Source organism: Stygiolobus sp. RP850M (assembly GCF_037389295.1).
Classification (GTDB): Archaea; Thermoproteota; Thermoprotei_A; order Sulfolobales; family Sulfolobaceae; genus Stygiolobus.
This window is the reverse complement of record NZ_JBBHKU010000053.1, coordinates 1-12,195: the sequence shown is the minus strand read 5'-3', so window position 1 is coordinate 12,195 and position 12,195 is coordinate 1. Positions and strand designations below refer to the sequence as shown.

The window sequence follows — 12,195 nt, the reverse complement described above, 5'->3', positions numbered from 1 at the left end:
TATTATTCAAGGTTTACATAATCCACGACGTTGTAATTTCTGTATCCCGATAGCTTATTACTTCCTACTACTCAGTCAATAAATTTTACCTCTTCCATGCTTTTCTTTGCAAGCTCTTCTTCTCCCCTAAATAATGCCTTGGTCTTAAGGAATTTAGCAGTAGCTATACTAAAACAGTCAGCCAATGAAATTGAATATGCACACTTGCATTCTGCAGCATATTTTAAAATTATAGGTTTAACACCTATTATTTCATAATATCCGGATTTTATTATACTCTTGATAATCTCTTCTGCCTTTTCTTTTCCTATTTTTCTACGAAGTACATAATATACTTCTGTAAGATTAACCGTGTTGATGTAGGGTATAATCTCTTCATTCAATATCCTTTCATAATAATCTCGAAATTCTCCTTCAAGAAAAGATAAGATAACTCCAGAATCAAGAACTATTTTCGTCTTCTTTGCGTCCATTTAAGAGTTCCTCGTATAAATTCACTCCTTTAGCTATTCCAAATAATTTTTCAGCAGTTCTCCTATCCTTAAACCTCTTCTCAATTAAATAGTTTATAACGTCGTCATAGGATACTCTCTTGCCGGTCTCTTTCTCAAGCATTCCGGCAATTTCCGTGAGCTTCTTCTTAGTTTCTGGCTTTATTTTTATGCTTTCCACATTTTCTACTTTTTCCACCAGATACTTAAGCATTAGGTAGAGGTTTTTAGAAACTGCTTATATACAAGCAGGTTTAGAGATTAACAATAAAAAGGTCTAGCTAAATAGATACGCGTGAGAAAAGAAGAATTCTTGCTTATACTTTCATCCTCATTGTCAGGATTGATAATGGGTAGCGATTCAACAATTATTTCACTTTATCTTCTCTCTTTAGGTTGTCTGCTTTAGAAATTGGAGAATTACTTTCTTTAGGAGGTTTAGTAGGTTCTTTCGTTTCCCTCATTTTATCATTTGTTGGCGACCTCTACGGGAGGAAGAAATTTGCTATAATTTCTAGGTTGATAAGTACGGTATCCTTCTCTTCCTAAGCATGGGGAGCTGGACAAGGGGAATGAGGACGAGAGGTTGAATACGAGTTAATGAAACCTCAGTAAAAGTCGACCCCTTTTTCACACCAAACCGCTTTTAACTCTATTTCTCTCAAATCTATCAACTATGAACAAAAAGTTATTGATCATAATAATAGCCGTCGTAATAGTGATAATCCTAGCCTTTTTATTCCTTAATCACCACGGAGGTAAGCTAAGTAAATTACCAGGAAGTCAAACAAATACATTGATTTGGAATACTACGAATTCATCCACCACCGCCGTGCATATGGTTTACACAAACTCGACAACTGTAAAGACAACGAGTTACACCACCTCAGTAGCTACAGCAGTTCTAGTACTCCGTAACGATACATATTTCCTCACTATACTAGCAAATGAAATTCCAGCGAAAGCATATTTATACTATTTATCAAACGATAGTATGAGTTTGTTTAATACTTTTAACATAACTTCAAACGTGACATTACTTCCGTTAATAGACCATAATGGACTGCCTTTTTCCCCAGGGAAATATAATCTGGTCGTAAATGGTACCGGAATCACGCTTAACTTCGGGTTTACCTTAAACGCCTATACCGGCGATATAATATATACTAACGGATCTTATTCACTGATAGTCCTACCTCAACCACCGTTAAAGATTATTATAGACAACATAACAACCTACGTGTTGAGTAGCACTTCTGGTACTTATAATGGAGTAATACTGGTCAAAGGATACATACCTCCCACTACCTCAATAGAAATCTATAACGGGGTACAGTGGATAAAAGTTAGAGTAGTTTATGTTCCACGTATGGTATATTTGCCCTATTCTGAAGTCCTCGTAAAGTCGAGTTAGCTTGTCTTTTTTTTAAAAACGCAACCATAAAGACAACTAAAGGGAATTAAGAGACTACATTTGATGAAAAACTAATTTATTAGTGGGTCAATTAGTTTTTAATGTCGACTGACCTCGAGTTCCACGAGTTCCTCCTTCCAAGGACGTACCTCACCCTTACTTCGGCTTTATACCCTGAAGGATTATCCCACGTCAGAAAAATCAAGCTAATCATTGTAAGCAAAGACTACTGTAAAAACGCTTTCGAAGACGTTGACAAGGTAAAGGAAAGGGAAGCAGTGGTTTTTATGACTGCTGCGAGGAAATTCCGCTTTGAAAAGAGGGAGTGGGGAGAGTTATTCATTTCAGCTGGAATCGATAAGAGCGGTGAGGACGCAGGGTGTACCATCAACATAGGAGCTTTCGTGAACTATCCTCTTTCGGTAAACGGCTTAGTGGACTTGGTCAGGACTGTTACAGAAGCCAAGAGCGGAGCATTAAGACATCTTAACTTGACGGGGACTGTGAGTGACGCAGTCGCTGTAGGAGCTCTACCAGGCAAGGAGTTTTTCGCGGGCCCTGGAACACCCCTCGGTAAGAGCGTTGCCAAGGACGTTAGAAATATGTTGAGAGAATTATTATAACTCCTCCACGTGAGAGATAAAATCTTAAGTCAGATGACCGCCACTTAGATTTACAATACATACTGAATTTTATCATTTTAGTATTTGATATAATAGCCCAATGGAACAAAATACGGGAAGTTAGATAATGGTATTCAAGTTAGAAAACATGTTTTGTGAGAGACTGACTTCCTCTCTGCCTTGGAAGGGCGAAGGTTCCAATCTCATCGTTCCCACTATTGATTCGGGATTACATATGGTGGGCAGTCGGGTGGATCAGAGATCCACTCCCACTTGAAAGGGGGACTTTCATTGCCGAGCTCTAGTCCCTTGAAGGAAGATTATGGTTGCTCCTCCCACAGTCCCATTAAGCTGTGGAGCTTCCGGTATAAAAACTTTCCTTAAAAATTGAGCATAGTCCACACTACTTACGCCATGAAACCCGCTTTACTTACTAGCGTTAAACTGCTTATTATAGTACAATTAATTTATCTTTTGATACGTCTATTCCTGCAACTGGGGGCCTCCAATTGTACTCACCCTTATGTTTTATTCGGGCTTTTTGCCCAACTTCCGATCCGAATTGGAGGCGGCCAAGCTCCCCGACAAGCTTTAAGCCCAAGGAGCGTCACGGCCTACACCCCAGTCAGATCTGTATTACCCAGATCTGACTAATATGTTTTATATAAAGAGCGTCATTAGCATTACTAAGAGAAATTTTGGCAAAGAAGTATTTAAACAAGGGGCTATCCATCCCCTTGGCAAGGCTTTCCGCCCCCTTAACCCCTTTCTTTGTAATATCTAAATCTTTATTGTTAATTCTCTTAATAAGCCCTACGTCGAGTTTACGTCATGAATTTTGGTAAAAGCTTTTTTGGGTTATGCATTCTAATGACTTGTGCCTTCGATATCGAGTAGAAGAAATTTCCTTAAAATGATGTTAGCTGCTACTTCGCTCATAGCTATATGGAAATTAGGGACAAGTGATATTTTAATTTCTCATATGAATAAATCCTTAACTCCATTCTCAGCATGGTATGTAGTACAGTATAGTAACTACACTCCTACCTTATCCAGATCTAATTATATTCTAACAGTTGATGGACAAGTTGAAAATCCTTTACAATTAACATATGAGGATCTAATGAATATGCCGTCAATTTCAGTAAAAGATACTATTCAATGTGTTTCTAACTCTTATTTCTTACAAGCTAACGTGGAGTGGACTGGGGTTCCATTAAAGTATATTCTAAATGAAGCTGGTGTTAAGCCTAATGCAATTAAAGTAGTAACTTTCGGAGCTGACGGGTATACAGCGGACTTACCTTTATACAAGGCAATGGAAGATGATACCGTTGTAGCATATATGGTAGATGGGAAACCACTACCAGAACTTCACGGCTACCCAGTAAGAATGGTTGTACCACGTTGGTGGGGGTACTGCTATACTAAGTGGTTAGTGAGAATTCATGTTACGGATAAGAACTATCTTGGTTATTGGGAGTCAAGGGGGTATCCAGATGTTGCGAGGAAGTAAATTAACGTTATTATTAGGTACGTTGATAACGTCTACAGCACCTTATTTCCTCCCCTTAGCTTTACCCGGATTCATAATGATAGCGGCATCAAGAAAAGCTTTTAGTCCTAACCTTAAAGATTCCATCTACACCCCGTCATTTCAGAGGTTAACTGCCTGGTCCCTGTTAGTATTAGCACTTCTTGAGGGTATAACAGGTTTCGGAGCTGGTCCTCAGACCTCCACTTTGATCTCAGACTTGACCCTTGGCCTATTAAATAGGGGTAACAGTTTGCAGTTCCACATACTTCTGATAGGACCTTTAACGTTCTTCTTCATCCTTCATTCAGCCTCTGGCCTAGGCTCAATGTTATTGAGGAGAGGAGTGAAAAATACATTAATTTACGAATTCGTAATACCCACAATAATGATCACACTATACGCTATAGCAATCTACATGTATGTGCTACTTTTATAACAAATTCTTCGGATTATATTCTACTATTTACACTCCTATTACTTCTAATGAAGAGGACAATGTTACCATGTCTCACTATGATAATCGTTATATTCACCTTCTCGTATGGGGCTTCAAACAATATACTAATGACAACACTAGCCACCATTAACTAAAGATTGCTTCCTGATTTTCAGCTTAGAAATGGGAATAAACCTTGTCACTTTCATTGATCTCTAGATGCTTTATGGAAGAGGAGCATAGTGAATAGTAATTTTCAGTTGTAATGATCGGGTTAACTGCTTTCCTACCGTTGATAATATCTAATGTCACGAATTCTCAGCATGTATCTTATAGATTCTTCAGAAGTCAGAAGATGAACTAAACAATGTCTTATTATTTTCGCTCTGGTAAAAAAGTGTTCTTACCATTTCACCCGAACTATACTTATATTTTTTGACCTCTTCAGTCTTATCGAAGATGTATAATTTCTCATGGTATATCAACAGAAAGTCCCTTTTACCTTTTCTCCATACCTCTCTCGTTGTCTTCATTTTATGCTGTATTTTGATTACTTCCTCCCTCAATACGAAGCCTACTTGAAGAAGAGTTAGTAAGGCGTACGACGTAATCGGCACGTAATGTTTTTTTATCCTAGTGTCTCCCAACAGGACGGCGAACTGTTTTTCCTTTTTCAACACTCTGTATATCTCCTCACCTATTTCTTTTAGAGCTGAGATATAGTTTTCCAGCTTGGTATATGAAGACAAGTCCCCATCAATCCCGCTAGTATAATCTATTATGTTAAAGTAAGGGGGATGAGTCACTACTAAGTCAACACTCTCGTCATTCAGTTCTGTCAGTTTTCTAGCATCTCCTATATACACGTCTACTTTAGCCTTTCTTATGTCCTCACAACTGACTTCTTCCAGAAAGTCCTTGCATTCGTCTAAGTACTTTTCGAGCCAGTAAAGCCTGTGTAACGTTAGCATTACTGCGTTTATGTTTACATCTACAGAGATACAGTTCCTACCCAAAAGCTTAGCTTCTACACACGTAGTACCACTGCCTACCATCGGGTCAAGGACTGTATCACCCACATCGGTGTACTTCAAAATTACTGCTCTGGGTATTTGAGGAGCGAAATTTCCCCGGTAGTCCCCTTTATGAGTAGCCCAACTACCTCTTTTCGGGAAACTCCACACAGTAGTCGAGATGTTTGTAAGCTCATCTTCTTCAGGCTTTAGCCTATCCACCTTAATAGGGTCTAAATGTATGGCGTTTTCTCCAAACTCGACTTTGTCATGTGAATTAAGGAATTTAAGGTAGTCGTCGAATGTGACTTTTTTCACAAGAACATGTGTAGAGAGGAGATTTTTATATTAGTCGTCTGAAAAAGAGAAAACACGAGGAGAGTCTATACGTAAGGTATTTCCCTGTTTAGGGGTCGGACTTTCATCGATGTTTCATGAATTTGTATTCAATCTCTCGTTCTCATTCCCCTTATTTCTATCCCCATGCCGTCTACGGTAGTTAAACCACTCCCTTCAAGGACATAGGGAGTTTCATTGAGCACCTTCCCTTCCCCTCACATTGCTTATCGAGTTCACTGTAGGGCTCTATTCTACGTGATAGTATGTAACTACAAAATTTAATAAACTCTCATGAGAAGAGCTAGGAATGTCAAATGACATTAAATGACATAAAATTCACGGTTTATCTGAAACTGTTGTCAACGGCTAGACATTTAAAAGTTTGAATATGCTTGCCCATTGTCTAATCTACGACAATGAATATGTATTATTATGCCTAAAATCACCTCTACTTATTACTGAGCTCTTAGAAGATATTATTTATCATTATAATCATTTTAAAAATGTTTTTATTTATACATTACATTTTTACCTGTCATAGTCAATTTTTCGTTACCAAGCAATAATTAACATATTTAACGTCTTCTTAGAAAACATTTGAATAAAATACATTTAACTTAGAAATACAACTATTATTTGAAATGTTAAAGACAATAATGTCCACAAACTTAAAGACATTAGACATTAATTCAACTCTAAAAGATGCCGTAAGTCTAATGATTACCACAGGTATAAGGAGAGTACCTATAACAGTTGCGGGGAACATAATAGGAGTTATCTCAGCCAGAACTGTGATCAAGGAAGCCTTAGGCAAACAGAACTGGACCGAAGAAAAACTCTCGGATATAGCGAAACCTGCAATTAGTGTAGACCCCGAGACGTCATTTAGAGAAGCTGCAAAACTCATGGTAAGGCTCGGAATAGGCTCTCTAATTGTGAAAGGTCAGGGAATAGTTACTGAACGTGACTTAGCTAAGATTATTCCTAGAGTAAACATTCCCGCAATGGCTATAGGGAGTAGCAACGTGCTAACATTGAACTCCGACTCACTTGTAACTGACGCAGCAAAACTAATGGTTTCTTTAGGGATATCCCACATACCCGTGATCTCTGGTTCTGACATTATAGGAGTTGTATCGTTGAGGGACGTACTTAAAGCGTTAAATGAGAACGCTATGAGTAATAAGCTGGGAGATTTGATAGGTAAACAGCAATTGGTTTACGCTGACGAAGATGCTACAGTAGCGGATGTAGCGAACTTGATAACCATGAAGAATGTAGGGTCGGTGTTACTCTTCGATGGAGAGCCAAAAGCCCCTAACTTGAGGGGCATTGTCACCGAGTGGGATCTCGTGAGAACGTACGCCAGTATGGTTAGAGCTCATGTGTTGGTTAAGGCTGAAAGTAGCAAGATAAGGGGAATCGCAGCAACACTTATGGCGATGCCAAGGGTTTATGATGTTGCAGTAGTTTACGGACCCTACGACTTACTCATAACTATCGACGTTGAAGATCCTGATCTTGTCGCTACTACAGTACTTAACTCTATAGCTAGCTTATCCGGGGTCAAGGAGACTATGACTTTAATTGAAAGTGAAGTTATATGATTTTTTCCATCCGCTTTGTTTATCGTTTCACTCCTTAACTTTCTACCATTCTCTTTCTGAGTATCAGAAGGCGTTTCAGTACTTCAGACTTAACCTTCTTCCACTCAGTTACGTTAGCCCTTATCTTCAGGGAAAGAATTACGTGCTCCTTATCGCTCTGTTCGCTCAGAAACGGTCCCTCTACGATTTCGTAACCTTTTAAAACCTCAACTATTTGTTGTTCTATCCTTTCTAAGTCCACTTTATTTAGGGGAAATTCGACCCTGATACTAACCACGAAATCCTTGCTGTACTTTGAAGCGTAATCGATAACACTTGATTCCAGTAAAATGTAATTGGGTATCCTAATCTCCCTACCATTCTCTAGCAATATACGCGAAAAGAACAAGTCTATCTCCACCACATCCCCTTCAATCCCTTGTTCGATGAAGTCCCTCGAGAAGTACTTGTATTGGGGAAAGAGGACTGGTGTATAGGTAATTTTAGTACTCATTATTCTCACGTGATCTCCGATTGAGATGTAACCAGTACCCATGATCAGTAATCCGGCGAAGAAGTTCTGTAACACGGGTTGTAACGCTAGACCTATTACTAGACCGGCGAAGGTTCCACCTGCAATCGCCTCTGCTGAGGTTACTCCGAAAATCGAGAAAGCTACTATGAAAATCACGATGTAACCTAAATACTTCACTACATTAGGAACCACGATCGATACGTTACCCTTCCCCTTCAATATATCCCTTAAACCGTCCGTGATAATTATTAGGAAGTATAACCCGCTTATTACCACACTAGCTACCTTAACCAGCAAAAGGAGTTGTGAGTTTGATACGAACAAAGACATAACGTAATTTACGGCGAAAAGAACGACGACAAGAAGTATACCTATGAGAAATTTCTTGTAAAATGCCATGTCTCATAATTTTTCGACGATAATTTAAGGTTAGTCATATCTCCACCTGGTTTGCTTGGCCAACTCCAAGACCTCGAAGTAAAAGAAACCAAATATAAGGAATAACGCTAATACGTAATTAATTACGGGTGAACTCGTCTCTACTATTGAGTATACTAGGACTATGATACTGACAAGGAGAGCGGTAAATGATAAAGATAAATCTGCCCAACTCCTTTTAATAGCCCTCCTCAGCAATGATATGTCAGCGGAGATCGATATTAACAAATAAGTAAGCATAGAGAATTCTCCCAACAAGTCGAAAGTTGTATAAACGCCCAAGAAGTGAATTAGGGCGAACAGTAATACAGAGTAAAACATTATCGAAGCCAACTCGGCGTTTAACGGTCTGCCGTTTGTTAAGTAAGATAAACTAGTAGGAACCATCTTCCTAATCCCCATTGCATAGATTACTCTCGACATAGCGATCACGTAAGCAATCCCACCTAATATTCCTCCATTTAATGCTGAGAAGAAGAGATAGGGAAAGAGGAAACTTACGTTCTCCTTCAGGATCATCACGAAATCAGTCCCATATAGTGAGGTCGCGTAAAATAACAAGGCTGAAAGTAACCCACCGGTTAGAATAACGCTAACCGTAACAATCCCCAGTGTCTTTTTCGCGTCTTTTACCTCACCTCCCATGGGACTTATATTTCCGTAACCAGAGGGAACTCCTATGGCAAATAGTGTGACCAGGAAGATATCTTGAGGGATCATGAGCTGAAATGAGTGATGAGGTTTCATTAAAAGTACTACAGAGCTAATCACGATTGCTGTTATCTCGGCTACGGATACGAACTCAGCGTACTTCGCGGAGACGTTAAGTCCCTTAAGTATTAGAAAAGAAGAGAATGCGATTATAGGTATACTTAACACGTCGTCTGGCAGTAATTGAGATGTCACACTTTTCAGTATGTATATAGAACCAGCAATCAGTGTCCCCGCGTAAGTAAAAGCATACATTAGGAATATCCACCCGGTTACCAAGCCCAACCTCTTTGAGAGAGAGAAATAAGCGTAAGTGAAGTAACCTCCTTCGTCGGAAAAGTCGGATGAGAGTTTATACACCACTAAACCGTTTAGTAGAACTATTAGCGTGGCTATAATAGTCGCTATGGGGAGAAAAGTCCCTCCCATTTGCAGGGCAACTGTTCCGTAGGTTATCATAGACGTAAAGGGGGCTTGTCCGCCGAAGGAAAGAGAAAAAGCTTCGAAAGAGTTTAACCTCTTGCTATTCACTACAGACCTCTGTTTATTCTTTACGTCGAATAATAAAAAACTAACTTAGAGTGTGATGTAAATACGACGCGACCTAGTCTGCGAATTACAGGTATCAAAAGGCTTATTATTATCTTCAGTCGTTAAGTCTATTGTGGAATCGGAATACTTGTTCGCTCTTCTAGAAATATTTATATTAATTTTTGTTGCTGAGATAGTGAGGAGTTATATGGGAAGATACGGTTTACCTCTCATTGTGGGGGAGATCATAACGGGGATCGTATTAAGCCCCTACGGATTTGGCGAAGTCTTTAACAGGATTTTGAACATGCCTTTGTTTACCATTAATGATTACTTATCCTTTTTAGCAGAATTCTCCATGATTCTGCTCATTTATTCTTCAGGACTTGAGCACGGGATGAGCACCTTAAAAAGCTCCGGAATTTATGGTATACTAGGGGCTCTTTTCGGAGCTTTAGTACCTTTCCTAGTCTCTCTGGCACTTCTCCCTTATCCACAGTCGTTGATTTTAGCCGTTTCGGTGGGTGCAACGAGTATTGCAGCAGTTTCATCAATATTAAAGGAGAGGAACGTGGAGGGAAGTATTTCAAACTTCATTACAGTGGCCTCAGCTGTTGACGACGTCGTTGATTTGCTATTACTGACTGTGGCACTGTCCCTGATCTCGGGGGAGAAACCTTCATTTCTGTCCGTTACAAAGACGATCGTTTTTTACATAGTAATAGGGGCACTAGCTTTCGCCTTAGCTGTAGTGATTTTACCCAAGTTAGCTGATAGAATAGGGGAGAATTACGTAGAGGAGTTTCCGTTTATATCACTGTTTGGGTTAGTGTTTATCTTGACTACTGTAGGATTTTCTCCGATTGTACCAGCATTCCTTACCGGCATTGCACTCGCTGAGAGTAAGAAAAGAGAGGAGTTCCTGAGGATTTCCGAGTCTCTCCTTGCAATTTTCGGCTCCCTCTTCTTTGTTACAGTAGGTTTTCAGCTTAATATCCAGAACATAACTTTCAACGGAATGATTCTCGGCCTAGAACTCTTCGTGATCGCAATAGTCTTCAAAATAGTAGGCGTCTTTCCGTTCGCTTACTTGCAAACAAAGAGCCCGCGGTCGGCGTTCTTGATCTCGGTCGGAATGACACCGAGAGGGGAGACGGGTATAGTAGTAGGTTCTTTAGGACTCACATATAATATACTCAACACAGATGGCTACTTCGCCGTAATTTTAATGACTCTTTTCACCACTATTTTTGGAGCCTTACTCTTCTCATACTTGTCGAAAGAAGTTAAATAACCACGAGAATTCTTCATATGAACTTAAACACACATATAGCCTTTGCCTTAGCTGTAGGTTTAGTACTCTTTCATAATGACTTGTCACTCGCCGTGTTAGTAGGTATTGGTGCTGCCTTGCCTGACCTGACAGAGAGTACATTTTTACTAGAAGAGCGATATTTGCAAGGTATCAGCTGCACAGAGCTTTATTCCACAACTTGTTTTTCGCTTCGGCCGTTACACTTTTCAATCCTTACCTCGGTTTAGGCGTGTTTTTGCACATGTTTCTGGACATGTTAACCTCTCCTACAGATAGGGGAATCGAGTTATTTTTTCCTCTGGGGAGGTTAGTAAAGGGTATTAAAATGGACTACGAGGGGAGAGTAAGGACTTCAGGAGGGATAATGTGGCTTTTGAAGACCCAATAAGACTGATAAATCGGACGGCGGGTGTAGGGTTAAGGGAGACTGTTAAAATGCCTTGGCTGAGAGTCTACGGATCTTTCAAGAACAGTGGACTCGCGGATTTGGACTATATTATATTTCAGTTTTTTATTCATTCAGCTCTTCGAGATCAATGATTTACTGAACTGGTGGATACAGTTCCTCTCGACTGTTTTCCTTTATTACAATAGGAATAGTGTTGTTCTACGGTATAGGGGAGCTGTGGAGGAAAAAGTTACAATTCAAAAACGTTACAGATAACCAAAAACTGGCAATAATATCCGGTATGACACTAGGAGGTCTGATGATCATATATCAGGGGCAATCACTTTTTATGCCAGTAAAGCTTACAGCTTACGAAGTCAAATAATTGAGTCAGCAATAATTTTGTTTACACTAGGTGTTATAGCAGGCTTATTACACGTGAGATTGAGATTTAGAGAAATAGTGATGTAGTCTGGAAATTTTTCAAAATAGATTGCTCTTATTCTTCTAATCTATTTTCTTTCTTACAATGATTTTCTATTTCTGTCAAGGGTAAAGATGATTTATCTTACTCTCCATGACTATTTTTAACCAATTGATTAAGCGAGCACTTACCCCTTCCTTAACTGAAAAATAGTCTACACATTTTTAACTTATTTTTGCAGAAAGGGGTTAAGGGGGCGGAAAGCCTCTCCGAGGTGATGGATAATCCCCTTATACAGCAGTTATGGGAATCTTAGGGAGGTAATACCAAGAAGTCGGTATTAGCGAGAAGTTTTTATTTTTCAACGTTGTTCTACTGAAAGATGTTGAAGGGACAAGTAGAGTACGCTAAGGA

13 protein-coding genes are annotated in these 12,195 nt (G+C 39.4%); 8 read left to right on the top strand and 5 right to left on the bottom strand.

Annotated features, from left to right (window positions below):
- Positions 1–71: 71 nt before the first annotated feature.
- A complete protein-coding gene (locus WIW52_RS06230) occupies positions 72–473 on the bottom strand; it encodes a type II toxin-antitoxin system VapC family toxin (protein ID WP_337709299.1) in 402 nt (133 codons plus the stop codon).
- Positions 442–705 (bottom strand): hypothetical protein, encoded by a 264-nt coding sequence (locus WIW52_RS06225; RefSeq protein ID WP_337709298.1) that lies wholly within the window; start codon positions 703–705, stop codon positions 442–444. Before WIW52_RS06225 ends, WIW52_RS06230 begins: the two co-directional genes overlap by 32 nt.
- A gap of 462 nt (positions 706–1,167) precedes the next feature.
- Here WIW52_RS06225 and WIW52_RS06220 point away from each other — a divergent pair, with 462 nt between their 5' ends.
- The 4 genes from WIW52_RS06220 to WIW52_RS06200 all read left to right on the top strand — a co-directional run bounded on the left by WIW52_RS06220 (position 1,168) and on the right by WIW52_RS06200 (position 4,501).
- A complete protein-coding gene (locus WIW52_RS06220; RefSeq protein ID WP_337709297.1) occupies positions 1,168–1,905 on the top strand; it encodes a hypothetical protein in 738 nt (245 codons plus the stop codon).
- 101 nt (positions 1,906–2,006) lie between these two features.
- Positions 2,007–2,528, top strand: coding sequence for an adenosylcobinamide amidohydrolase (locus WIW52_RS06215; RefSeq protein WP_337709296.1), 522 nt, complete (start codon positions 2,007–2,009; stop codon positions 2,526–2,528).
- A gap of 913 nt (positions 2,529–3,441) precedes the next feature.
- On the top strand, positions 3,442–4,044 hold the full coding sequence (locus tag WIW52_RS06205; protein ID WP_337709323.1) for a molybdopterin-dependent oxidoreductase: 603 nt from the start codon (positions 3,442–3,444) through the stop codon (positions 4,042–4,044).
- The gene (locus WIW52_RS06200; protein ID WP_337709295.1) at positions 4,028–4,501 is read left to right on the top strand and encodes a hypothetical protein; all 474 of its coding nucleotides are present in this window, start codon (positions 4,028–4,030) and stop codon (positions 4,499–4,501) included. Before WIW52_RS06205 ends, WIW52_RS06200 begins: the two co-directional genes overlap by 17 nt.
- Positions 4,502–4,842: 341 nt before the next feature.
- On the opposite strand, the gene WIW52_RS06195 is transcribed toward WIW52_RS06200, so the two are convergent.
- Positions 4,843–5,832 (bottom strand): TRM11 family SAM-dependent methyltransferase, encoded by a 990-nt coding sequence (locus tag WIW52_RS06195; RefSeq protein ID WP_337703144.1) that lies wholly within the window; start codon positions 5,830–5,832, stop codon positions 4,843–4,845.
- Positions 5,833–6,494: 662 nt separating this feature from the next.
- Between WIW52_RS06195 and WIW52_RS06190 the strand changes: the two genes are divergently transcribed.
- Positions 6,495–7,460 (top strand): CBS domain-containing protein, encoded by a 966-nt coding sequence (locus tag WIW52_RS06190; protein ID WP_337709294.1) that lies wholly within the window; start codon positions 6,495–6,497, stop codon positions 7,458–7,460.
- Positions 7,461–7,494: 34 nt separating this feature from the next.
- On the opposite strand, the gene WIW52_RS06185 is transcribed toward WIW52_RS06190, so the two are convergent.
- Together WIW52_RS06185 and WIW52_RS06180 are read right to left on the bottom strand one after the other, a co-directional pair.
- On the bottom strand, positions 7,495–8,373 hold the full coding sequence (locus tag WIW52_RS06185; protein WP_337709293.1) for a mechanosensitive ion channel family protein: 879 nt from the start codon (positions 8,371–8,373) through the stop codon (positions 7,495–7,497).
- Between the two features lie 30 nt (positions 8,374–8,403).
- Positions 8,404–9,654: an APC family permease gene (locus tag WIW52_RS06180; protein ID WP_337709292.1), complete on the bottom strand. Its 1,251-nt coding sequence runs from the start codon at positions 9,652–9,654 to the stop codon at positions 8,404–8,406.
- 133 nt (positions 9,655–9,787) lie between these two features.
- Between WIW52_RS06180 and WIW52_RS06175 the strand changes: the two genes are divergently transcribed.
- The 3 genes from WIW52_RS06175 (at position 9,788) to WIW52_RS06165 (ending at position 11,742) form a co-directional block, all read left to right on the top strand.
- Positions 9,788–10,948, top strand: a complete 1,161-nt coding sequence (locus WIW52_RS06175) for a cation:proton antiporter (RefSeq protein WP_337709291.1) — start codon at positions 9,788–9,790, stop codon at positions 10,946–10,948.
- A gap of 199 nt (positions 10,949–11,147) precedes the next feature.
- Complete coding sequence (locus WIW52_RS06170; RefSeq protein ID WP_337709289.1) at positions 11,148–11,357, top strand: hypothetical protein; 210 nt, start codon at positions 11,148–11,150, stop codon at positions 11,355–11,357.
- Between the two features lie 214 nt (positions 11,358–11,571).
- Complete coding sequence (locus WIW52_RS06165; RefSeq protein WP_337709288.1) at positions 11,572–11,742, top strand: hypothetical protein; 171 nt, start codon at positions 11,572–11,574, stop codon at positions 11,740–11,742.
- Positions 11,743–12,195: the final 453 nt, after the last annotated feature.